The sequence below is a fragment of the Brevundimonas sp. genome (assembly GCF_041648115.1).
Taxonomy (GTDB): domain Bacteria; phylum Pseudomonadota; class Alphaproteobacteria; order Caulobacterales; family Caulobacteraceae; genus Brevundimonas.
Genome location: NZ_JBAZPR010000002.1, coordinates 183,061 through 206,672, shown reverse-complemented (window position 1 = coordinate 206,672; position 23,612 = coordinate 183,061). Strand labels below are relative to the sequence as shown.

The 23,612-nt window shown below is 67.7% G+C and carries 19 protein-coding genes; 6 read left to right on the top strand and 13 right to left on the bottom strand.

Features of this window, described 5'->3' with window-relative positions; translation table 11 throughout:
• Positions 1-36 precede the first annotated feature (36 nt).
• Both WC597_RS02450 and alaS read left to right on the top strand, forming a co-directional pair.
• Entirely contained in the window at positions 37-897 is an 861-nt protein-coding gene (locus WC597_RS02450; RefSeq protein WP_372691608.1) for a pirin family protein, read from the top strand.
• Between the two features lie 85 nt (positions 898-982).
• Positions 983-3,634 (top strand): alanine--tRNA ligase, encoded by a 2,652-nt coding sequence (gene alaS, locus WC597_RS02445; RefSeq protein WP_372691607.1) that lies wholly within the window; start codon positions 983-985, stop codon positions 3,632-3,634.
• Between the two features lie 428 nt (positions 3,635-4,062).
• Here alaS and WC597_RS02440 read toward each other — a convergent pair whose 3' ends face one another.
• The 3 genes from WC597_RS02440 to WC597_RS02430 all read right to left on the bottom strand — a co-directional run bounded on the left by WC597_RS02440 (position 4,063) and on the right by WC597_RS02430 (position 6,631).
• Positions 4,063-4,617, bottom strand: a complete 555-nt coding sequence (locus WC597_RS02440) for a DUF2939 domain-containing protein (RefSeq protein ID WP_372691606.1) — start codon at positions 4,615-4,617, stop codon at positions 4,063-4,065.
• A gap of 46 nt (positions 4,618-4,663) precedes the next feature.
• Complete coding sequence (locus WC597_RS02435; protein WP_372691605.1) at positions 4,664-5,239, bottom strand: DUF2939 domain-containing protein; 576 nt, start codon at positions 5,237-5,239, stop codon at positions 4,664-4,666.
• A gap of 171 nt (positions 5,240-5,410) precedes the next feature.
• Positions 5,411-6,631, bottom strand: a complete 1,221-nt coding sequence (locus tag WC597_RS02430; protein WP_372691604.1) for an NADP-dependent isocitrate dehydrogenase — start codon at positions 6,629-6,631, stop codon at positions 5,411-5,413.
• A gap of 312 nt (positions 6,632-6,943) precedes the next feature.
• On the opposite strand from WC597_RS02430, the gene WC597_RS02425 reads away from it, so the two are divergent.
• The 3 genes from WC597_RS02425 to WC597_RS02415 are packed head-to-tail and all read left to right on the top strand — an operon-like array spanning position 6,944 to position 9,227.
• Positions 6,944-7,156 (top strand): DUF2945 domain-containing protein, encoded by a 213-nt coding sequence (locus WC597_RS02425; protein WP_372691603.1) that lies wholly within the window; start codon positions 6,944-6,946, stop codon positions 7,154-7,156.
• Positions 7,153-8,307: a DUF1176 domain-containing protein gene (locus tag WC597_RS02420; RefSeq protein ID WP_372691602.1), complete on the top strand. Its 1,155-nt coding sequence runs from the start codon at positions 7,153-7,155 to the stop codon at positions 8,305-8,307. Before WC597_RS02425 ends, WC597_RS02420 begins: the two co-directional genes overlap by 4 nt.
• Positions 8,304-9,227, top strand: coding sequence for an NAD(P)/FAD-dependent oxidoreductase (locus WC597_RS02415; protein ID WP_372691600.1), 924 nt, complete (start codon positions 8,304-8,306; stop codon positions 9,225-9,227). The genes WC597_RS02420 and WC597_RS02415 overlap by 4 nt, the downstream gene beginning before the upstream one ends.
• Before the next feature lie 9 nt (positions 9,228-9,236).
• Here the strand turns inward: WC597_RS02415 and WC597_RS02410 are convergent, their stop codons facing one another.
• The 10 genes from WC597_RS02410 to WC597_RS02365 form a co-directional block, all read right to left on the bottom strand.
• On the bottom strand, positions 9,237-11,039 hold the full coding sequence (locus tag WC597_RS02410) for a DUF885 family protein (RefSeq protein WP_372691599.1): 1,803 nt from the start codon (positions 11,037-11,039) through the stop codon (positions 9,237-9,239).
• 84 nt (positions 11,040-11,123) lie between these two features.
• The gene (locus WC597_RS02405; RefSeq protein WP_372691598.1) at positions 11,124-12,953 is read right to left on the bottom strand and encodes a DUF885 family protein; all 1,830 of its coding nucleotides are present in this window, start codon (positions 12,951-12,953) and stop codon (positions 11,124-11,126) included.
• 149 nt (positions 12,954-13,102) lie between these two features.
• Entirely contained in the window at positions 13,103-15,337 is a 2,235-nt protein-coding gene (pnp, locus tag WC597_RS02400; protein ID WP_372691597.1) for a polyribonucleotide nucleotidyltransferase, read from the bottom strand.
• Positions 15,338-15,584: 247 nt separating this feature from the next.
• Positions 15,585-15,854: a 30S ribosomal protein S15 gene (gene rpsO, locus WC597_RS02395; RefSeq protein ID WP_135194257.1), complete on the bottom strand. Its 270-nt coding sequence runs from the start codon at positions 15,852-15,854 to the stop codon at positions 15,585-15,587.
• An 80-nt stretch (positions 15,855-15,934) separates the two neighbouring features.
• The gene (truB, locus tag WC597_RS02390) at positions 15,935-16,864 is read right to left on the bottom strand and encodes a tRNA pseudouridine(55) synthase TruB (protein ID WP_372691596.1); all 930 of its coding nucleotides are present in this window, start codon (positions 16,862-16,864) and stop codon (positions 15,935-15,937) included.
• A gap of 35 nt (positions 16,865-16,899) precedes the next feature.
• Positions 16,900-17,364, bottom strand: coding sequence for a 30S ribosome-binding factor RbfA (gene rbfA, locus WC597_RS02385; protein ID WP_372691595.1), 465 nt, complete (start codon positions 17,362-17,364; stop codon positions 16,900-16,902).
• A gap of 65 nt (positions 17,365-17,429) precedes the next feature.
• Positions 17,430-18,116 (bottom strand): DUF2459 domain-containing protein, encoded by a 687-nt coding sequence (locus WC597_RS02380; protein WP_372691594.1) that lies wholly within the window; start codon positions 18,114-18,116, stop codon positions 17,430-17,432.
• Positions 18,113-18,652, bottom strand: coding sequence for a hypothetical protein (locus WC597_RS02375; RefSeq protein WP_372691593.1), 540 nt, complete (start codon positions 18,650-18,652; stop codon positions 18,113-18,115). The genes WC597_RS02380 and WC597_RS02375 overlap by 4 nt, the downstream gene beginning before the upstream one ends.
• A 54-nt stretch (positions 18,653-18,706) precedes the next feature.
• Positions 18,707-19,384, bottom strand: a complete 678-nt coding sequence (locus tag WC597_RS02370; protein ID WP_372691592.1) for an outer membrane lipoprotein carrier protein LolA — start codon at positions 19,382-19,384, stop codon at positions 18,707-18,709.
• Positions 19,385-19,748: 364 nt separating this feature from the next.
• Positions 19,749-22,154 (bottom strand): DNA translocase FtsK 4TM domain-containing protein, encoded by a 2,406-nt coding sequence (locus WC597_RS02365; protein ID WP_372691591.1) that lies wholly within the window; start codon positions 22,152-22,154, stop codon positions 19,749-19,751.
• A gap of 141 nt (positions 22,155-22,295) precedes the next feature.
• On the opposite strand from WC597_RS02365, the gene WC597_RS02360 reads away from it, so the two are divergent.
• Entirely contained in the window at positions 22,296-23,549 is a 1,254-nt protein-coding gene (locus WC597_RS02360; protein ID WP_372691590.1) for a UbiH/UbiF/VisC/COQ6 family ubiquinone biosynthesis hydroxylase, read from the top strand.
• Positions 23,550-23,612: the final 63 nt, after the last annotated feature.

The window sequence follows — 23,612 nt, the reverse complement described above, 5'->3', positions numbered from 1 at the left end:
TTCGCCATCGCCTATTCGTCACCCTATATGTGGCGAATGACCCATCTCCGTCCCGTCCTTCGCCTGCATCCGGCCCACCGCGACGACATCGGCGATCTGATCACGCGCCGTCCCGTGCCCGGCCCCGGTCTGGAGCAGGTCGATCCCTTCCTCTTCCTGAACCACCACGGGCCTCAGACCTATGCGCCCGGCAACGCCGGCCTGCCGTTCGGCCCTCATCCGCACAGGGGGTTCGAGACTGTCACCTTCATCCTCGATGGCGAATTGTCCCACAACGATTCCGGCGGCGGCGAGAGCATCATCAAGGCGGGCGGCATCCAGTGGATGACCGCCGGCTCGGGCCTGATCCACGCCGAACTGTCGCCCGCCGCCTTCAAGCGCGACGGCGGGCCGATGGAGATCCTCCAGCTGTGGGTGAACCTGCCCTCACGGCTGAAGATGACCAGGCCCGACTACATCGGCCTGCAGAAATCCGACATCCCCACCTTCACCACCGAGGACGGCGTCACTGTCGAACCGGTCTCCGGTGAATGGCTGGGCGTTGCGGCCCCGATCCAGTCCCTGATCGACATCCATCTGGCCGTCGTCCGCCTGCCGAAGAACAAGACCTTCCAGACGCCGGTCGCGCCCGGCCGCAACGTCTTCCTTTATGTCGTGAAGGGCGAGGTCTCGGTCGCCGGCACCCCCGTGCCCGAATGGAACCTCGCCGCCCTGTCCGACGGCGACGCGGTCCAGATCACGGCCGCATCCGACGCCGTCGTCCTGCTAGGCCATGCCGAACCCATAAACGAGCCGGTCTTCAGCCACGGCCCCTTCGTCATGAACACCCGCGAAGAGATCATCCAGGCGATCCAGGACTACCAGGCCGGCAAGTTCGGCCCGCCGCCACGCGTTTGAGTGCGACGTGCGGAGGTGATGCGTTCCCAGACAAAACCCTATAAGACGCCGGTTCCTTAGCGACCGCCGAGCCGAAGACCGCCACATGCCCAGCCTGAACGAGATCCGCGCCACCTACCTCGACTATTTCGCGGCGGACGGCCACGCCAAGGTCCATTCGGCCCCGCTGGTGCCGCAGAACGACCCGTCGCTGCTCTTCGTCAACGCCGGCATGGTGCCGTTCAAGGACTATTTCACCGGCGCGTCCAAGCCGCCCTATCCGCGCGCGACCAGCTCCCAGAAATGCGTCCGCGCCGGCGGCAAGCACAACGACCTGGACAATGTCGGCTACACCGCACGCCACCTGACCTTTTTCGAGATGCTGGGGAACTTCTCGTTCGGCGACTATTTCAAGGAACACGCCATCGAGAAGGCGTGGAACCTGGTCACCCAGGACTTCGGCCTGGACGCCAAACGCCTGCTGGTCACCGTCTATATCGACGATGACGAGGCCGCCGCGATCTGGAAGAAGATCACCGGCTTCTCCGACGACAAGATCATCCGCATCGCCGGCTCGGACAACTTCTGGGCCATGGGCGACAGCGGCCCGTGCGGTCCCTGCACCGAGATTTTCTGGGACCACGGCGACAAGATCGCCGGCGGCCCTCCCGGTTCGCCGGACGAGGACGGCGACCGCTACGTCGAAATCTGGAACAACGTCTTCATGCAGTATGAGAAGGAGAACGATCAGATCGTTCGCAACCTTCCCAAGCCCAGCGTGGACACCGGCATGGGCCTGGAGCGGATGACCACCGTGCTCCAGGGCGTGCATTCGGTGTTCGAGACCGACCTGTTCAAGACCCTGATCGCGGCGTCCGAAGACGCCACCTCGACCAAGTCGGACGGTGAGCGCGCCGCCAGCCACCGGGTCATCGCCGACCACCTGCGCTCGTCGTCCTTCCTGATCGCCGACGGCGTCACCCCGTCGAACGAGGGGCGGGGCTATGTCCTGCGCCGCATCATGCGCCGCGCCATGCGCCACGCCCACCTGCTGGGCGCCGCCGACCCCCTGATGCACCGCCTGGTCCCGACCCTGGTGGCCGAGATGGGCGACGCCTATCCCGAACTGGGCCGCGCCCAAGCCTTCATCGAGGACACGCTGAAGCAGGAAGAGGTCCGCTTCCGCACCACGCTCGGCCGGGGCATGGCCCTGTTCGACACGGCGGTTCAGGGCTTCCGTCCGGGCGACATGCTGGACGGCCAGACCGCCTTCACCCTGTCCGACACCTATGGCTTCCCGCTGGACCTGACTCAGGACGAGGCTCGTCGTCGCGGCTTCTCGGTCAATGTGGACGGCTTCGAATCTGCCATGGCCGAACAGCGCCAGCGTTCGCGCGAACACTGGAAGGGCTCGGGCCAGACCGCCAACACCAACGAATGGCTGGCGATCCGCGACCGCATGGGGCCGACCGTCTTCACCGGCTACGACACTATCGAGGGTTCGGGCGAAGTCCTGGCCATCATGAACGCCGGCGCCCCCGTCGAGACGGCCGAGGCCGGCGACATCGTCGAGGTGTTGTTCGACACCACCCCCTTCTATGCCGAAAGCGGCGGCCAGGCCGGCGATCACGGCATTATCGAATGGCCGGGCGGCGAAGCCGAGATCATCGACGTGCGCAAACACGCCGGCGACCTGCATGTGCTGGTGGCCCAGGTCACGGCTGGCACGCTGGAAATCGGAACCCGCGCGGCCCAGTTGGTGGACGCCGAAAAGCGCCGCACGACCCGCGCCAACCACTCCGCCGCCCACCTGCTGCACACGGCCCTGAAGAATGTGCTCGGCCCGGCGGTCGCCCAGAAGGGCCAGCTGGTCGACGCCGAGCGCGCCCGCTTCGACTTCAGCCACGGCGCCCCGCTCAGCGAGGCCGAACTCTCGGCCATCGAGACCGAGGTCAATGCGGTCATCCGTCAGAACGTCCCGACCGAGATGAAGCTGATGGCCCCGCAGGAGGCCATCGAGGCCGGCGCCATCGCCCTGTTCGGCGAGAAATACGGCGACGAAGTCCGTGTCCTGACCCTGGGCCGCGCCCTGACCGGCGACAACAACGCCCCCTATTCGGTCGAACTGTGCGGCGGCACCCACGTCGCCCGCACCGGCGACATCGCCCTGTTCAAGATCGTCCAGGAAACCGGCGTCGCCGCCGGCGTGCGCCGCATCGAGGCCCTGACCGGCGAGGCCGCGCGCCAGTATCTGCTGGCCCAGGCCGGCGTCGCCCGTTCGCTGGCTCAGGGCTTCAAGGTCCAGACCGCCGACGTCCCCGCCCGCGTCGATAGCCTGACCGCCTCGGTCAAGACGCTGGAAAAACAGGTCGCCGAGTTGAAGAAGCAACTGGCGCTCGGCGGCGGCTCGGGCGCCTCGTCTGCGCCTGAGGAGATCAATGGCGTCAAGCTGATGGCCCGCGTCCTGGACGGCGTGGACGGCAAGGGTCTGCGTGGCGTCGCCGAAGACTTCAGGAAACAGGTCGGCGCCGGCGTCGTCGCCTTGATCGGCGTCACCGAGGGCAAGGCCGCCGTCACCGTCGCCGTCACCTCTGACCTTACCGATCGCGTCAACGCCGCCGACCTCGCCCGCGCCGCCGTCATCGCCATGGGCGGCCAGGGCGCCGGCGGCAAACCCGACTTCGCCCAGGGCGGCGCGCCGGATGGGTCCAAGGCCGAAGACGGTCTGGCGGCGGTGCGCGCGGCGCTGGCGGGCTGATCGCCCTCGCTTTCGTCATCCTCCGGGCCGCGCAGCGGAACCGGGGGATCCAGCGGCGCGCGAGAGCGCGACCCTGTCGAGGCTCTGCTGTCTGGGTATGAGTGCGGCAGAGACATCGCCTTCGGCGCCGCTGGGTCCCCCGGTCTGCGCCGCAAGCGGCTTGCCGGAGGATGACGAAGATCGAAGCGACCGGTCGCCTTCCATCCCATCTCAGAGCCGCGTCTCAAGGAACATCAGCGGCTTAAGCCGCCGCAGCGTTCACTTCCTGCCCGCCCTCCGAACCGCGCGTATAATCGCCGCCGGTCATAGGGGAGGACGCGCATCCAGGACAAAAGTGCACCGATTGCACTCAATTTTTTGATCAGCGGCGCATTGTCCAATCAGACAGATTAGACACTTTAGACGGTGTTTTTTGCTCCTCGACCGTCTCAACCCATCGGATCGGGCGTTAGGTCCACCCCCGACAGCTTCCAGGTAAACGGCGTGCGGCGTTTCAGGATCAGCACCAGCGCGTCGTCCGGCCGGTCATCGCGCGTCAGGGTCACGGCGAAGGTGTTGATCCCGAGATAGGCCCAGGACTGGCGGATCTTGTCCTTGTCCACGGCGGGCGTGTCGTCGGCGGGGACCGGGCGTTCGGGCTCGGGCGTCTCGCCTGAGCGCACCATGGCGGCGATGCCCTGGGGCGTGACGAAGTTGTCGACCGCCCCCTCGACCAGCGACGGCGCCAGCAACATCCCCAGCGCCGCCAGACCGCGATCCCCCTTGGTCCGGCTGCGGATTTCCAGCGCCGCTCGCGCATTCAGTTCGCTTTTCAGGCTGGCGCGAAAGGCCGGAAAATCCACCTGCCGTTCCAGCCCCGCCGCATCCCCGGTCCGCGCCGCGCGCACCAGGGCCTGGGCGGCGATGAAGGGCGAGGCGAACAGGGCGACGACCACGCCGACGATGACGGCGATCAGGGCTCCGGTGACGATCTTGCGGTTCATGCAGTCTCCTTGAAAAGCCAACGCGGCTCCCGACCGCCCGGTTGCCTTACGGACGTGTGGTCACGCTCACGGCCGGCGCGGTTCCGTCCGGCAGGCCGATATGGACCAGCTTCCATTCGAACGGCCCGCGCCGCTCGAAGGTAAACAGGGTGCGCGACCCGCCCTGGTCCGTTACCGCCATCCGCGCCCGGTTGACGCTCCAATAGGCCGGGCTGGGCCAGGGCTTGCGCGTCTGGGCCGATGCGGGCGCGACGCCCGCCGCTGTGCGCTGGCTGGCGTATCGTCCCTCGCCCCGTAACAAGGCCGTCAGGGCCGCCGGCGTCAGATAGGCGTCCACGTCGGGTTGGCGCAGGATGGGGTTCTGTTCGATCTGACGCCGGAAGGCGCCGATGGGGTCTTCCAGGAACGACTGCGCGGGCGCCATCGCCTCGGGCCGTCCGGCCAGTTGCGGCCGCAGCGACTGGCGCACGGCGTTGAAGTCGATCAGCCGCGACAGCCCCGCCACATCGTTCGCCTCGGCCGCCGACCGAATGGCGAAGAAGGCCACGGCGGGCGCGGCGAAGAAGGACAGCACCGCCGCCACAACCGCCGCCAGCACCAGATTTCCGAACAGACGCTTCACGACCGCTTCCTCATTATCGCCGATCATGCACGCCCCGGCCGATCACACAACGAAAAGCCCCGCCGGATCGCTCCGGCGGGGTTGGATTCTTGTTTGTCCTATCGCCCTTCGGGCTACTTGAGGACGTTAGGGGCGTCCTGTCGGCAGAGAGTTGCGACCCGATATGGTGACTCAGCCCACGTCCGGCAGGGCGGTCTTCAGGTTCTCGGCGACCTTGTCGAGGAAGCCCTCGGTGGTCAGCCAGCCCTGTTGGTCGCCGACCAGCAGGGCCAGGTCCTTGGTCATGGCGCCGCTCTCGACGGTGTCGACGACCACTTTCTCCAGGGTCTCGGCGAAGGTCGCCAGGGCCGCGTTGTCGTCCAGCTTGGCCCGGTGCTTGAAGCCGCGCGTCCAGGCGAAGATCGAGGCGATCGAGTTGGTCGAGGTGGCCTCGCCCTTCTGATGCTGGCGATAGTGGCGGGTCACGGTGCCGTGGGCGGCCTCGGTTTCCAGCACCTTGCCGTCCGGCGTCATCAGGACCGAGGTCATCAGGCCCAGCGAGCCGAAGCCCTGCGCCACCACGTCCGACTGCACGTCGCCGTCATAGTTCTTGCACGCCCAGACGAAGCCGCCCGACCACTTCATGGCCGCCGCGACCATGTCGTCGATCAGACGGTGCTCGTAGGTCAGGCCCTTGGCCTTGAACTCGGCGGCGTAGTGGGCGTCGAACACTTCCTGGAACAGGTCCTTGAAGCGGCCGTCATAGGCTTTCAGGATCGTGTTCTTGGTCGACAGATAGACCGGATAGTTGCGCTGCAGGCCATAGGCGAAGCTGGCGTGGGCGAACTCGCGGATCGACTCATCCTGGTTGTACATGGCCATGGCCACGCCAGCGCCGGGAGCCTTGTAGACCTCGTGCTCGATCACGGCGCCGTCTTCGCCGACGAACTTGATCGTCAGGGTGCCGGGGCCGGGCATCAGGAAGTCGGTGGCCTTGTACTGGTCGCCGAAGGCATGACGGCCGACGACGATCGGCTGGGTCCAGCCGGGAACCAGGCGCGGCACGTTCGAGCAGATGATCGGCTCGCGGAAGACGACGCCGCCCAGGATGTTGCGGATAGTGCCGTTCGGCGACTTCCACATCTTCTTCAGGCCGAACTCGCCGACGCGCGCTTCGTCAGGGGTGATGGTGGCGCACTTGACGCCGACGCCGTGCTTCTGGATCGCGTGGGCCGCGTCGATCGTCACCTGGTCGTCGGTGGCGTCGCGGTGCTCCATGCCCAGGTCGTAGTAGTCCAGTTCGAGATCCAGGAACGGAAAGACCAGCTTGTCCTTGATCATCTGCCAGATGATGCGGGTCATTTCGTCGCCGTCGATGTCGACGATGGGGTTTTCGACCTTGATCTTGGCCATGCGTGAGGTCCGCCTCTGAACGTTGGGGAAGGGAATGTCGTGGCGGGGATATAGCGGGACCGCGCGCCCACGCAAACCCCGCCGTCCGTTAACCCCGCCCGGAAAAAACCTCCACGGCCACGCTGAACCCTTCTCTCTGTCTTGGCTTCTGCTTGGCCCAGCAACAGCGACGGACGACGCAATGACGAACGAAGAGCGTGACCTGGTCGATCGGTGGATCGTCACCTTCTGCGAGACGCCCCCGGTGATCGATGCGGAACTGATGCGCAGGCTGATCGCTGAACAGGAAGCGACACAGCAGGGAGCGCAGCCATGCCAGACAAGACCTTCAAGGCCGGCGACCGCGTGAAGTGGGATCACAGCCAGGGCACGACGACCGGCACGGTCATCAAGAAGGTCACCGCTGAAACCCACATAAAGGGTCACAAGGTCGCAGCTTCGCCGCAAAATCCCGAGTATATCGTCGAGAGCGCCAAGACCGGCGCGCGTGCGGCGCACAAGCCGTCGGAGTTGAAAAAGGCATGAAGACCCTGTCTCGTGGCGTCGCGCTTTCCGCCCTGGCCCTGGCCCTGTCCGCCTTCGCCGTCGCCGGCTGCGGCGACAAGGACGCCGCCAAGGCGCCCGGCGCGCCCCAGGCCGCCATGCCTGCAACGGTCGCTGCCGCCGCTTCTGCTCCCGTGCTTCAGATCCGCAGCGAGACGAAGCAGTTCCGCGACTGGAGCGCGACCTGCGGCAACGACGGAACCTGCTGGGCCTTCGGCTTCGCGCCGGAGTTCGCCGCCGGCTGGGTGCGCATCACCCTGGCCCCCGGCCCGGACGCCCAGCCGCAGATCCTGTTCGGCTATTGGCCCGACGGCGACGCCAAGGGGTCAAACCAGATCGCGCTGACGATCGACGGCCGCGCCTTTGCGGCGGCGCTCAGCGAAGAGGGCGAGGCCGAAATGCCGATCGGCGAAATCCGCCCCAACGCCCGCGCCGCGATCGACGCCATGGCCCAGGGCAAGGTCATGACGATCCGCGGCGCCTCGTCCCAGGATGTCTCCCTGAGCGGGGCCGCCGCCGCCCTGTTGTGGATCGACGAGAAACAGGGCCGTCTCGACACGCCCACGGCCCTGATCCGACGCGGCGACCGTCCGGCCGCCACCGTTCCGGTGGCCCCGCCCCTGCCGACGATCACGCCCGCACCGGCGGTGGATCAGGCCGGTTTCGGCGACGTAAACCAGACCGTGCCCGCCGCCCTTCGCAGCCGCACCGAGGTCGGAACCTGTCTGAAGGAATCCAGCATGCCGGCGATCAGCGACATGGTCATGTCCGCCCGGCTGGACGCCCGCACAGAGCTGTGGGCCGTGCCCTGTGGTGCGGGAGCCTATAATGTCACCCACAACTGGTATCTGACCGGACCGGGCGGTCGCGACCCTCGGCCTGCGATCCTCGCCGGAACGGCCGGACCCGGCGCCGACCCGACCATGCCCGACAATTCCACCGTCAACGGGGCCTACGATCCCAAGACGCGCACCTTGTCGGCCTTCGCCAAGGGGCGCGGCATCGGCGACTGCGGCTCGGCCCAGACCTGGGCGTGGACCGGCGACCGTTTCGTCCTGACCGAGGAAAGCACGATGGGCCAATGCGCGGGCGTGCGGTCCGACCTGTGGCCTGTCGCCTGGCGCACGCGGTGAACGACCCGGAGGTTCTGATCATCGGCGCGGGTCCGGCCGGACTGACGGCCGCGACCTATCTGGGGCGGTTTCGTCGGCGGACCCTGGTGATCGACGCCGGTGCGCCGCGCGCCTGCTGGATCCCGCTCAGTCACAATATGCCGGGCTTTCCGGCCGGCATCGCGGGAACCGACATCCTGAAGCGGATGCGCGAGCAGGCCGAGGAATATGACGCCGTCATCGCGCCGGGTCGGGTCGAGACCCTGGCCCACGACGGCGAAGGATTCGTCGCCGAGATCGAGGGTCGAGCCATCCGTGCCCGCGCCGTCCTGCTGGCGACGGGCGTCGTCGATCACCACCCCGACCTGCCCGGCGTCGAACAGGCGGTGCAGAAGGCGCTGGTCCGCATCTGTCCCATCTGCGACGGCTATGAGGCGACCGACAAGGCCGTCGCCGTCATCGGCCACAGCGACAAGGGCGCGCGCGAGGCCGCATTCATGCGCACCTATTCCGACCGGGTGACCCTGATCCACATCGGCGCGCCCGACGCCCTCAGCCGCCGCGACGAACTGGAACGCCTCGGCGTCGAACTGATCTTCGCCCCGCTGGAAGCCATCGTCATCGAACAGGATCGGGTGACGGCCCTGATCTGGAAGGGGCCGGGCGGCGCCGCCCAGACGCGGACCTTCGACCTCGTCTATTCCGCACTGGGCACGTCGCCGAACGCCGATCTTGCCAGGGGTCTGGGCGCCCGCCTGTCCGGCGACGGTCGGCTGGAGGTCGATCTGCATCAGGCGACCAGCGTGTCGGGTCTCTACGCCGCCGGCGACGTGGTGCGCGGCCTCAACCAGATCGCCGTGGCGACCGCAGAGGCCGCCGTCGCCGCGACCGACATCCACAACCGCCTGCGCCGCATCGACGGCCTGACCGTCGCCGACTAGGCCCAGATTTTAGATTCGGCCGCTCACGATCCGTTCCAGCACCGCCAACGGCAGGGAGCCGTTCTCCAGCACCTTGTCGTGGAAGGCGCGCAGGTCGAAACCGGGCCTGGCCTCGGCCTCCTTGCGCAGGCGGGCGATGACGGTGTGGCCGACCTTGTAGGAGCAGGCCTGGCCGGGCCAGACGCAGTAGCGGTTGATCTCGCTGTTCGACGCATCCAGCGGCTTGGCGCCCGAGGCCGCCATATAGTCGACCGCCTGTTCGCGGCTCCAGCGTTGGGAATGCAGGCCGGTGTCCACCACCAGCCGCACGGCCCGGAAAAGATAGGACATCAGGAAGCCGACCCAGCCAAGCGGATCGGCCGCATAGGCGTCCAGGTCGTTGGCCGCGACCGCCTCGGCATACAGCGCCCAGCCCTCGTTATAGGCCGAGAAGACGCCCGCCCGCCGCCACTGCGGCAGCTCGCCCGACTCGCGCTGAAGCGCCACCTGCAGGTGATGCCCCGGCGACGCCTCGTGATAGGTCAGGGTCGGCAGGGCGAAGCGCGGCCAGTTCCCGCTGTCGCGCAGGTTGATGTAATAGGCCCCCGGTCGTGACCCATCCAGCGGCGGTCCCTGGTAATAGCCGCCCGGCGCGCCTGACTGGATCGAGACCGGCACGCGCCGGATTTCGACGTGCGATTTCGGCAGACGGCCGAACACCTGCGGCAGTTTCGGCTCCAGATCGGCGACCAGCTGGTTCAGCCAGGCCAGCAGCTCGGCCTTGCCCGCATCGGTATTGGCGAACAGTTGGGCCGGCTCCTTGTTCAGGGCCTGGATGCGTTCGCCGACGGTCCCTTGCGTATAGCCCTGCGCCTTCAGGATGGCGTCGATCTCGGCGCTGATCTCGGCGACCTGTTCGCGACCCAGGGCATGGATTTCGTTGGCCGACAGGGTGGTGGTCGTATTGGCCTTCAGGCCCGCAGCGTAGAAGGCTTCGCCGTCCGGCAGGCGCCATACGCCTGCGTCATGGGTCGCGCGGGGACGCAAGGACTCCAGCGCGGCGATCTGGGCGGCCAGGGCCGGCTTGACCTTCTGGTCCACGATGGCGGCGGCGCGGGCGTCGTATCCGGTCAGGTTCAACCCGGCCGTCTTGCGCGCCAGCGACTTCAGCATGGCCATGTCAGCGGCGGGCGTGTCGTGCAGGGTGCGGATTTGCGGCAGCATGCGGTCGATGATGAAGTCCGGCGGGATCACGCCCAGACCGGCGTCTTCCTGGACCTTGGCGGTCTCGCCCTCCAGCACGCCCGAGAAGGCCTCCAGCCGCGACAGGAAGGCGTCGGCGCCCGCCGCGTCCTCGACCCGGTGCTGGTTATCCAGGAAGTCCGGCGTGCTGAAATAGGCGCCCGACAGCTGGGTCACGACATAGGGCGTCGGCCGTCCCGGTCCCGCCCCATAGTCGAAGCGCGCCGTTTGCGCCGCCGTCTCGGCCCCGAAGGCGGCGATGGCGTAGTTCAGCGCCCCGGCCGGCGACAGGCCGGTCTGGTCGAAGCTGCTTAACTGGCCCCAGCGGGTGACGGCCTTCGCACGATCCTTGCGGATGGCGTCCGGTCCTGTCTCGCTGAGCCTGGACGACAGGCCTGCCCGCGCGCCCCGGTCCAGGCCCAGGTTTGTCGCGCCCTCAGGGTTCTCCTCGATGTCCGCCTCGAACCAGCCGTCCAGCAGGCTGTTCAGCCGCCCGTCCGCATCGGAGAATGCGGTTTGAGCCTGGGCCAGGGACGGCGCGACCCCAGCCGTGGCGGCGGCGGTCAGCAGGAGACGGCGACGATCGATCATGCGGTGAACTCTCGGTGACGGGACCACGCCGCGCCGACGCGGTCCCTGCTTGTCTTTGACGTAGGCCCGGCGCGGCCGGGGCAATCAGGCCTGGGTCGCGACCCAGCCGTCCACGATCCGCTCCAGCACCGACAGCGGCACGCCGCCGGCGGCCAGGGCCGTGTCGTGGAAGCCCTTGATGTCGAACTTCGCGCCCAGGCTCGTCTTGGCCTTTTCGCGCAGACGGACCCATTCGTTGTGCCCGACCTTGTAGGCGCAGGCCTGGCCCGGCCAGCCGCAATAGCGTTCGACCTCGGACGTCGCCGCCCCCTCCTGATCGCCATAGGCCTCCATCATGTAGCGGATGCCCTGTTCGCGGCTCCAGCCCTTGGAATGGATGCCGGTGTCGACCACCAGGCGTGCGGCGCGGAACATCAGCGACTGGAGGTAGCCAATCTGACCCACCGGATCGTTCTCATAGGCGCCCAGTTCGTCGGCCAGCTGTTCGGCGTACAGGCCCCAGCCCTCGACATAGCTGGAGAAGCCCAACAGGTTCATCAGCAGGGGCGCGGATGGGCTCTCCTGTTGCAGGCTGATCTGCAGATGGTGGCCCGGCGTGGCCTCGTGATAGGTCAGGGTCGGCAGGGTCCAGGACGGCCATTCCGCCGTGTCCTTCAGATTGATCCAGTAGATTCCGGGCCGCGTCCCATCCAGGCTGGGCGAGTTGTAGTAGCCCATCGGCGCGCCGGCCTCGATTTCAGGCGGCACACGCTTGATCTCGACCTTGGCCTTGGGCAGGCGCCCGAAAGCGTTAGGCAGCCGCGCCTGCATGTCCGCCATCTGGGCGTTCAGCTTGTCGATCAGCTCGGCCTTGCCCGCGTCGGTGTTGGCGTAGACGTATTTGGGATCGTCCCCCAGGGCCTTGATCCGCTCGGCGACCGAGCCCTGCGTCAACCCTTGTGCCTTCAGCAGCACATCGGCGCGCGCCGACAGCTCGGCCATCTGTTCGACGCCGGTGCGGTGGATCTCGTCCGCCGTCAGCCGGGTCGTGGTGATGTAGCGCAGGCTGTTGGCATAATATTCCTCGCCCTTCGGCAATCGGCGCACCGAACCCTCGTGGACGGCGTTCGGCAGGGCGGCTTTCAGCACAGCGTTCTGGGCCGCCAGGGCCGGATAGACCCGCTCGGTCACCAGCCGTTCGACCTGGGCGCCCCAGTCGCCGGTCAGCCCCTTTTCGCGCGCGCGATCCACCACCGATTTCGTCAAGGGCGAGGTCGCCGCCGGGGTCGCCAGGACGCCGTCCTGCTGGCGGATCGCCTTGGCCAGGATGAAGTCCGGCGGCACGACGCCGAGGGCGTATTCTTCCCGGACCCGGTCCGTCTCGGCCAGCAGCACGTCGGCGAAGGCGTTGACGCGCGCGACATAGGCGTCAGCGTCGGCCGCAGTTTCTATCGTGTGCTGGTTGGCCAGGAAGTCGGGCGTGGACTGATAGGCGCCGCCCTGCTGGCTGACCCGGTACGGATTGGGCCAGCCGCCCTGGCCGTAGGGGATGTCGTAGGTGGCGATGATCCCGTCCAGATTCTGGGCCAGGCTGTCGTAGTAGTTGAGATTTCGCGCATCCAGCTTGGTGCGGTCGATGCGGGCCAGTTCGGCGCGCTGGCGACGGACGAAGGCGCGCTGGTCGTCCTCCTCCGCACGGGTGGGCGCGGTCAGCTTGGACTTGGCGGCGGCGCGGTCGCCCTTGTCCAGGCCGAACATGGTGACGACCTCGGGGCTCATGTCCAGCGTCTGCTCGAACGTGGCGTCCATGAAGGTCTTGAGCTGGGCGGCGGCGTCGCCCTGCGCTGCGCCCTGGCGGGCGAAGGCCGGACCTCCGACGGCGACGAGGCCGGCGCCCAGTGCGGCGGACTGAAGAAGACGACGACGATCGAACATGGAGCGGCCCCTCGAAATTTGGATGCGGCAATGGAGACCGCATGGGCCGGGGCGGCAAGTGAAATTCCAGACAGGCCTCGGGGGCCGCCAAAGAAAAAGGCCCGGCGGATCGCTCCGCCGGGCCTCATCAGTCCTGGATACGCGGTCGCTTAGTCGCGGCGACGACGTCCGCGATCGCCACCGCGATCACCGCCGTCACGCTTCGGACGGCCGCCGGTGTCGTCCGACAGAGGCTCTTCGCCACGCTCGGCGCGTTCGGCGTTGATCTTGTCGGTCAGGTCTTCACCGGTGGTCTGGTCGACGATCTTCATCGACAGCTTGGTCTTGCCGCGATCGTCGAAGCCCAGGAACTTGACCTTCACTTCCTGGCCTTCCGACAGGACGTCGGCCGGGTTGGCGACGCGTTCCAGAGCGATCTGGGACACGTGGACCAGGCCGTCCTTGGCGCCGAAGAAGTTCACGAAGGCGCCGAAATCGACGACCTTGACGACCTTGCCCGAGTAGATGGTGCCGACTTCCGGCTCCGAGGCGATGGACTGGATCCAGGCCTTGGCGGCGTCGATCTTCTCCTGGTCGTTGGCGGCGACCTTGATGGTGCCGTCATCGCCGATGTCGATCTTGGCGCCCGTCTTCTCGACAATCTCGCGGATGACCTTGCCGCCCGAACCGATCACTTCACGGATCTTGTCGACCGGGATCTTGACCGTTTCGATCTTGGGAGCGTGCTCGCCCAGTTCGGTGCGCGGCGCGTCCATGGCCTTGGACATCTCGTCCAGGATGTGGAGGCGACCGGCCGAGGCCTGCGTCAGAGCCTGCTTCATGATCTCCTTGGTGATGCCGGCGACCTTGATGTCCATCTGAAGGCTGGTGATGCCTTCCGACGTGCCGGCGACCTTGAAGTCCATGTCGCCCAGGTGATCTTCGTCACCCAGGATGTCCGACAGGATGGCGAACTCGCCCGACGGCTCCAGGATCAGGCCCATGGCGATGCCCGAGACCGGACGGATCAGCGGAACGCCCGCGTCCATCAGAGCCAGCGAAGCGCCGCAGACCGTAGCCATCGAGGACGAGCCGTTCGACTCGGTGATCTCGGAGACCAGACGGATGGTGTAGGGGAAGTCTTCCTTGCTCGGCAGCATCGGACGAACCGCGCGCCAGGCCAGCTTGCCGTGACCGATCTCGCGACGGCCGGGCGAACCCATGCGGCCAGCTTCACCCACCGAATAGGGAGGGAAGTTGTAATGCAGCAGGAAGCTCTCTTTGTAGGTGCCCGACAGGCTGTCGATGTACTGTTCGTCCTCGCCGGTGCCGAGCGTGGCGACGACCAGGGCCTGGGTTTCCCCGCGCGTGAACAGGGCCGAACCATGGGTGCGCGGCAGGACGCCGACTTCCGACACGATGGCGCGGACCTTGTCGAGGGCGCGGCCGTCGACGCGGTGTGCGTTCTCGATGATGTCGCGACGCAGAACCTCGGCTTCACATTCCTTGAAGGCGGCCGAGAACTTGGAGCCGTCGACGCCGTCCGGGTTTTCGTCGGTCTTCACCAGCTTGGCGGCGGCGGTCTTCTTGGCGGCGTCGACGCCCGAGCGACGATCATACTTGCCGGCGTGGGTGTAGGCGGCCTTGATGTCCTCGCCGACCAGCGACTTGATCGAGGCGACGACGCCCGAGTGATCTTCGGCCTGGAAGTCGAAGGGCTCCTTGGCGGCGTGTTCGGCCAGTTCGATGATGGCGTCGATCACCGGCTGCATGCCCGCGTGCGCGAACATCAGGGCTTCCAGCATCTTCTCTTCCGACAGCTCCTTGGCTTCGGATTCGACCATCATCAGGGCGTCCTGGGTGCCGGCGACCACCAGGTCGAGGTCCGAAGTCGCGATCAGGTCGATGTGCGGGTTCAGCACCAGCTCGCCGTCGATCAGGCCGACGCGTGCGGCGCCGATGGGGCCCATGAAGGGCACGCCCGAGATGGTCAGGGCGGCCGAGGCGGCGACCAGGCCGACGATGTCCGGATCGTTCTCCATGTCGTGCTGCAGCACGGTCACGACGACCTGGGTCTCGTTCTTGAAGCCCTTGACGAACAGCGGGCGGATCGGACGGTCGATCAGGCGGGAAACCAGGGTTTCCTTCTCGGTCGGACGGCCTTCACGCTTGAAGTAGCCACCCGGGATCTTGCCGGCGGCGAAGGTCTTTTCCTGGTAGTTGACCGTCAGGGGGAAGAAATCCAGGCCGGGCTTGGGCGAGCGGCCATAGACGACGGTGGCCAGAACCACGGTCTCGCCGTAGGTCGCCAGCACGGCGCCGTCGGCCTGGCGGGCGATGCGGCCGGTTTCCAGGGTCAGCGGGCGGCCGGCCCAGTCGATCGTCTTGCGTTTGATGTCGAACATATTTCGTCTTTCGTATCCCGGACGGCGTATTCCGCGCGGGGTCCCATCATTGGGGGTGGATGCGTCGGGCGTTCAGTCCTCGGCTCCGGGGGTCGCCGCGCCATCGCGGAAGACCCGATTGAGAGCCGGCATGGCCCTCGCATCTGCGCCGGCAAATTCCGCGGCGCGCGGCAGTCTCTAGTCGCACAACGAGGCGCGGACGTGACCGTCCGCGCCTCGAAAGCGTATTCTACACTGATCCGACGCCTTAGCGGCGCAGGCCCAGCTTGGCGATGAGCGCTTGGTAGCGATCGGCGTCGACCTTGGTGAGGTGGTCGAGCAGGCGGCGACGTTGCGACACCATCTTCAGAAGGCCACGACGCGAGTGGTTGTCCTTCTTGTGGGTCTTGAAGTGTTCGGTAAGGTTGGCGATGCGTTCCGACAGGATCGCGACCTGAACCTCGGCCGAGCCGGTGTCGCCAGCGGTGCGGGCGTTATCGGCGATGATCTCGTGCTTGCGTTCAGCAGTAACCGACATCGTAGAGTCCTTTCTTGGCCTACTGCGCTTTCGCGCGACTTAAGGCCGTGGGGTCTCGGCCCTTGCCGGATGGCGCGGGCCTAGAGGTTGAAAACGCGGTCGGGTTCTAACCGGCCGGCCCGCAACTGACAGAGTGCGACGAGGGTCTGGCCCTGAAAGGCTGAAACCGTGCGCGAACCGTCGCGAAGACGGTCCTTGAGGGTTTCCACCTGACGGGGGAGCAGAACGATCGGGCGTCCCTGCCGAAGCGAGAAGGCGTCCTGTTCCGTCACGGCCAGCTCCGGGATGTCGTCCAGGGCGGTCGCAACGGCAAGCAAGCCTTCCGAGGCGGCGCCCCTATGCACCATTTCCTCCAGAGAATCCAGAGTGACGGCGTTTTCCGTACTGAACGGCCCGACCAGTTCGCGCCGCAAGGCGCTGACATGACCCTCGGCGCCCAGCACGACGGCCAGGTCGCGCGCCATCGACCGCACATAGACGCCCTTGCCGGTGCGGATGGTCAGTTCGACATGATCGGCGTCCGGTGCATCCGACACCTCGGCCGAATATATGGTCACGCGCCGCGCCTGCAGCTCGAACTCCACCCCGTCGCGGGCCAGGTCATAGGCGCGCGCGCCGTCCACCTTGATCGCGGAAAAGCGTGGCGGCGTCTGGTCGATCTCGCCAACGAAGGCCGGCAGGGCGGCCTTGACCTGATCGACGGTCGGCCGCACGTCGGAGCGGCCGATGATCTCGCCCTCGCGGTCCACGCTGTCGGTCGAGACGCCCCAGTTGATGGTGAAGCGATAGACCTTCTGCGCCTCCATCATCATCGGCACGGTCTTGGTCGCCTCGCCCAGCGCGATGGGCAGGATGCCGCTGGCCAGCGGGTCCAGCGTCCCGGCGTGACCGGCCTTCTGGGCGTTGAACAGGCGGCGGATGCGGCTGACCGCTTCGGTCGATCCCATCTCGAACGGCTTGTCCAGGCAGACCCAACCATCGACGATGTCGCCCTTCTTTTTGCGGGCCATCTAAATCCTCCCCCATCGGGGGAGGATCGCCAGCATCAGTCTTCAACCTCGTCGTCGCGGGCCGCCAGGTCGGCCTGGATGCGCGGATCGGCGAACAGCTTGTCCATGTGGTTGGCGGCGCCGAAGCTCTCGTCGTGGCGGAACTTCAGGTCGGGCGTGAACTTCATGTCCAGCCGCCGGCCCAGCTGACCACGGATGAACTTGGCGTGGACGTTCAGGGCCTTGATGATCTCGCTCTCATGGCCGTTGGTCGCAGCGGCCTCGACGCCGGCGCCCAGGGGTTCGACGAAACAGGTGGCGTGTTTCAGGTCCGGCGACAGACGCACCTCGGTCACGGTGATCGACACGTCGGCCAGGGCCTCGTCGCGGATATCCTCCTCGCGCAGGATATCGACCAGGGCGTGACGGATCAGCTCGCCGGCGCGCAACTGGCGCTGGCTTGGCGCTTTTCCTGCCGGGCTGGCGCTGGAGGAACTGCGGGTAAATTGCTTGTGGGCCATCGGCCTCTCCTTCTTGTTCGCCCGCCGGGGCTCGGACCCGACCGGATAAGCGAAAGTCGGGCGGTCTAGTCTCGCGACGGCCTCATGTCCAGTTTTCGCTCCCGTTCGACCGCGCGCACCGACCGCATCACCTCGGCCGAAGTGATCGACTGGACCGGGCGGACAGGAACCCCGCCGGCGTTCAGCACCCCGGCCGTCCAGTGGTTGCACAGGTGCAGGATGGAAAAGGTCTCGCGACTGGCGAAGAAGCGCGCATCGTCGCTGGGGCGGGCTGCTGCGATGCGGGGCGCGCCGTCCGACAGGTCCAGCGACGCCTCCACGCGGGCGGCCAGGCGGTCGAACCGGGCGCGCGTCAGGGTCAGGGTGGCGCTGTCCTCGCCATAGCTGAGGCGTGGATCGGCAGCCACGGGATCCAGCATCACGACGGAAGGGTTGCCGGGGCGGAAGAAGGCGCGGGCGCCGTCGGGCAGCCGGTCTGAGATCGGGCTCTGGTCTACATAGAACCGGGCGTCGCCCCAGCCGACCAGAATCCAGTCGCCGGGCGCCAGCCCCGCGACGACGCGCGCCAGAGGGCCGCCACGTCGCACCAGCGCCTCGCGCGGCACGACCAGATCGGTGTGGAACCCGTTGTCGAGCACCTGAACGACGACGATGTCTGGCGCACCGGAAAGCTTCGCATCGCCTGGTTTCGTCCAGGTCAGCAGCGCGACGATTGCCCCGATCAGGGCCGCCAGCACCAGCCCTCGCATCATCGGCTCAGGTCCAGAACGGTGCAAAGCCGATCATCGGGCGTCAGGGCGCCCGGCGGCGGCCCCTGTCGGACCGGCATCATGACGAAGCCGTCGCGCCGCACCGCCAGCGCCAGCCAGCCGACGGGATGACCCGCGCAAAGCCGGGTGTCCTCTTCGGCCGTAACGCGACGGATCTCGATCTGGGCCTGGATCGGCACGGTCATGGCGCCGGCGAAGAGCGTGGAGACGCTGGCCTTCTGATCCGCGGGGACCAGGCGATGCGGCTCGGACTTCAGCGTCCCGCCGTTGTCGATCGAAAGCGCGCCGCCCTCGATCTCGACCACCAGCGTCGATCCGGCCGTGGCGTATCGGCCGGCCAATACCGCGTCCCCGACCTCGACGCGGCCGGCCGGGCGATGCGGCGCAGGGTCATCCGCCGGTTCGATCAGGTGATGCACCGCCGGCTCCACCACCAGCGCGCCCAGCATGAACAGGGCGAAGGCGCCGACACCGACCGCCACGATCCATTTCAGCGATGGCGGGGCGGTCGCGCTCATGCGGCCAGTCTAGAGGAACAGGGGTTGAGGAATGGTCACCCGCCCCTCAGGGCCTTAGTTTCGGCCGGGACGACGCGTCGGGTCGGTCAGCTGGAACAGTCGCGCCGACAGGTTCGACGCCGGCTGCAAGGCGGTCAGCTGGGTGCGGGTGCGCGCCCCTTGCGGATCGGTGATGGTCCATTCCTGCAGGCGCATCGGATTGCCGGCGAAGGCCAGGATCACCTGTCCGTCGTTCGGACGGTTGGCGTCGCGCGCAGTGATGGCGAAGGCGCCGGACGCCATTCGCGTCACGCGCTCGATGCGCACGCCCTGGTCCAGACGGACGTTGCGCGCCAGGAAGGTGGACAGCGGCGTGCGGCCCAGCGGCACCTGCTGGAAGGTGTTCAGGCGCGGGTCGTAGCGTTTGACGTTATAGCCGTCCGACACGACCAGCAGCCCGGCAGGGCTGGTGTATTCGAACCGCATCTTGCCCGGACGCTGCAGATAGAACCGTCCTTGGCGGGTCTGGCCGCCCGGACCTGTCTCGGTGAAAGTCCCCTGCGCCGAGGTCAGGGCCTGCAGATAGCCCTGCGCCTGCTGAACCACCGCGCGGTCTTCGGCCGACAGGTTGGATTGGGCCTGGGCGGCGTCGAACACGCCCAGAGCGGCGAACCCGGTCAGCAGGCCCGCGCCCAGCAGCAGGCTGCGGCGCTGAAGGTCGGTCGGAGCGATGGCGAGCGTCTTGGAGGTCATGAAGTCCGTCTCCCGTTCGGGATGGTTGTCGATCCTGCCGTCTTGCCCGGTCGGCTTGGCGTCGGAATGACGCGAGCCTGACCATATTCCGGCGCTGCGATGAAGCCCTGTTCATCGAAATGCTGAAGCTTGGGAGAGATAGCGGGGTGGAGAACGGACACGCGCGCTTAGGGTTGCGCGCGATCTTTTCCCTCCCCGCTCCGGGGAGGGTGGTCGCGAAGCGACCGGGTGGGGGCGGCCGGCAAGGCCGTACCGACCTGACGACAGACGGGTGAGCGGGGTTCGCCCTGCCGCCCCCACCCGGTCTCGCCTACGGCTCGACCACCCTCCCCCGCAGGGGGAGGGAAAGTCTAAGGTCTGCCCATCACACCATCGGCGGCGGGCCGGCCAGCACGTCGCGCTTGCCGGCGTGGTTGGCGGGGCTGACCACGCCTTCCTGCTCCATCCGCTCGATCAGGGAGGCGGCGCGGTTGTAGCCGATCTGGAGACGGCGCTGGACGTAGGAGGTCGAGGCCTTACGGTCGCGGGTGACGACGGCGACCGCGCGGTCGTAGAGGTCGTCGCCAGAACCACCGCCGCCTTCGTCCACAGCGCCATCCGCGTCGCCGTCCGGTTCGTCGGTTATCAGGTCGAGATAGTCGGGCTCGGCCTGAGCCTTCAGGTGTTTGCAGACGTCCTCGACTTCCTTGTCGTCGACGAAGGGGCCGTGCAGGCGGGTGATGCGCCCGCCGCCGGCCATATAGAGCATGTCGCCCTGACCCAGCAGCTGTTCGCCGCCCTGTTCGCCCAGGATGGTGCGGCTGTCGATCTTGGACGTGACCTGGAAGGATATCCGCGTCGGGAAGTTGGCCTTGATGGTGCCGGTGATGACATCGACCGACGGGCGTTGCGTGGCCATGATCAGGTGGATGCCGGCGGCCCGCGCCATCTGGGCCAGACGCTGGACGGCGCCTTCGACGTCCTTGCCGGCGACCAGCATCAGGTCGGCCATTTCGTCCATGACCACGACCAGGAAGGGCAGGGGCTCGGGACGGATCTTCTCGGACTCGTAAACGGGGCGGCCCTGCTCGTCGAAGCCGGTCTGGACCGTGCGCTCGAAATGCTCGCCCTTGGCCTGGGCCTCGCGGGCGCGCTCGTTGTAGCTGGCGATGTTGCGCACGCCCAGCTTGGACATGCGGCGATAGCGATCCTCCATCTCCCGCACCGTCCATTTCAGGGCGACGACGGCCTTCTTCGGATCGGTGACGACCGGCGCCAGCAGGTGCGGAATGCCGTCATAGACCGACAGCTCCAGCATCTTGGGGTCGATCATGATGAAGCGGCATTCGGCCGGGCTGTGGCGATACAGGATCGACAGGATCATGGCGTTGACCCCGACCGACTTGCCCGAGCCGGTGGTGCCCGCGATCAGCAGGTGGGGCATCCGCGCCAGGTCGGCGACATAGGGCTCGCCGCCGATGGTCTCGCCCAGGGCGAGCGGCAACAGGTGGCCCTTCTTGTCGTATTCGGCGCTGGACAGCAGGTCGCGCAGGTAGACCGTCTCGCGCTTGGCGTTGGGCAGTTCGATGCCGATAGCATTGCGGCCCTGGACCACAGAAATGCGGCAGGCACGGGCGGACATGGACCGCGCGATGTCGTCAGCCAGGGCCACGACGCGGCCGTGCTTCACGCCCGGCGCGGGGACCAGTTCGTACAGGGTGACAACGGGGCCGGGACGGATCTGGTCGATCACGCCGCGCACGCCGAACTCCTGAAGCACGCCTTCCAGCATCTTGGCGTTCTGCTTCAGCGAATCCTCGTCGATCGCGCCCACGCGCTGGGGGGGCTTGGTCAGTATGCCCAGCGGCGGCAGGTCGAAATCGCCCTCGGGCCGCACGAAGTCGAAGGCCTGCTGGTCCACGTCGTCCTTGCGGGCCTTCGGCGCCTTGACCGCGGCGACGCGCGGCTCGACCGGGCGGGCGGCCGATGGGCGCGGTTCGGGCTGGACGGTGTCGTCCTCCCATGGCGGCAGGTCGTCATAGGCGGTCTGCGGCGCATCTGCGGGCGCGGCTTGCGGCGCCTCCTCGGGCGGGGGCGCGGCGCGGGGCGTGCGGGCCTTGGCCGGCACCTTTTCGCGGGCAGGCTGGGCCGCAGCACGGGGTGCGGCGGCCGGGCGCAGAGACTTGCCCCAATGCAGGGCGTCGATGAAATCCATGGCGCGCAGGCCGATGGCGAAACCGACCAGCCACAGCCCCGCGATCAGGAAGATGACGCCTGCGATGATCCGTCCGCCGGGAATATGCAGGGCGCCGATCCCGCGCGCCGCCAGACCCGTGACCGCATCGCCCCACAGGCCGCCGAGACCGGCCGCCAGGGGCCAGGCGGCGGGCGCGGCCAGCGCCGCCAGGGCGCTGGACAGCAGCAGCGTTCCGCCGGTCGCGGCCAGGGCCTTCAGCGGCGTGGGCTTGAGCCTTTGCTGGATTGCATCGCCGACCGCGCGCGCCAGGCCGAAGGCGACCAGAAGCAGGGCGGCGGGCCAGGCGGCGAGGCCCAGCGACTGCATGAACAGATCGGCGAACAGGGCGCCGTTCGCCCCCAGCCAGTTGGTCGTCGGCAGGCTGGAGGCTGCATTCAGACTGGCGTCCGCCGGATTCCACGACACCAGGGCGACCAGCAGCAGGGTCGCCAAAAGAGCCTGAAGCACCCCCCTGAACCGCACGACAAAGGGCGCGTCCCACAGGATGCGGGCGCTGATCCAGGCCTGACGGCCAACGACGAGGGCGGTGGACATGAAGGGGCGAACCTTCCTGGCGGCTGACGTTCGACCGCCCTTGTCGCACCCTCAGGGTTAAGGGCCTATTTACCAGCTTGACCTTGGCGACGGACAAACCGCCCTCTGGACCTTTGGCGTCGGCGGCGCGACAAGCCTGTCATGGCTGACACCGAACGTTACGACATCGTCATCGCCGGCGCGGGGTTGACCGGGGCGGCGTTCGCCCTGGCGGCGGCGCAGGGCGGGTTGAAGGTCGTCATGATCGATCCGCAGCCGTTCAGCGTCCAGATGGCGCCGACGTTCGACGGGCGTTCGACGGCCGTGGCCTTTTCCACCTTCCGCATGCTGGACGCCCTGGGTCTGGGCGAAAGTCTGCGGCCGCACGCCTGTCGGATGGACCATATTCTGGTGACGGACGGACGCCGGCCGGGCGCGGCCAGCCGCAAGGCCTCGCCGGCCTTCCTGCGCTTCGACGCCGACGAGATCGGCGGCCGCACCGGGGGCGAGCCGCTGGGATATATGGTCGAGAACCGCCGCATCCGGGTCGCTTTAGCCGAGGCCGTCACGCGCGCGGGGATCGAGGTCCGGGCGCCGGCGACCGTCGCCAGGGTCGAGACCGATGCGGGCAAGGCGACCGTGACCCTGGCCGATGGATCGACGCTGATCACGCCGCTGGTCGTCGGCGCCGAGGGCCGGGGCTCGACCGTGCGCCGCGCCGCCGGGATCGAGACCGTCGGCTGGGGCTATGGCCAGAGCGGCGTGGTGGCCACGGTGCGGCTGGGTCGCGACCACGGCAATGTCGCCCACGAATATTTCCTGCCCAGCGGCCCCTTCGCCATCCTGCCCCTGACCGATCAGCGCGCCAGCCTGGTCTGGACCGAGACGACGCGGCGGGGCGAGGCCCTGCGCGACGCCTCGGACGAGGCCTTCCACGCCCATCTGATGCGGCGGTTCGGCGAGTTTCTGGATGGAGCGACGGTCGAGGGGCCGCGCTTCGTCTATCCGCTGGCGCTCAGCCTGGCCGAGACACTGATTGCCCCGCGCATCGCCCTGATCGGCGATGCGGCGCACGGGGTTCACCCTGTCGCGGGCCAGGGGCTGAACATGGGCCTGAAGGACGCCGCCGCCCTGGCCGAGGTTCTGTCCGAGGCTGCACGCCTGGGCGAAGATCTGGGCGCCGAGACGGTGCTGGAGCGCTACGCCCGTTGGCGCCGGTTCGACAATGCGGCCCTGGCGGCGGGCTTCGACGCCTTCGTGCGGCTGTTCTCCAACGACATCGCGCCGGTGCGCCTGGCGCGCGACCTGGGCATGGCGGCGGTCAATCGGATCGGCCCGTTGCGCCGCGCCTTCATGCAGGAGGCCGGCGGCGCGACGGGCGACCTGCCGAAGCTTCTAAAAGGTGAGGCCGTCTGAGCGCCTCTCCCTCCCCGTCCGGGGAGGGTGGCCGAGCGAAGCGAGGTCGGGTGGGGGCGGCAA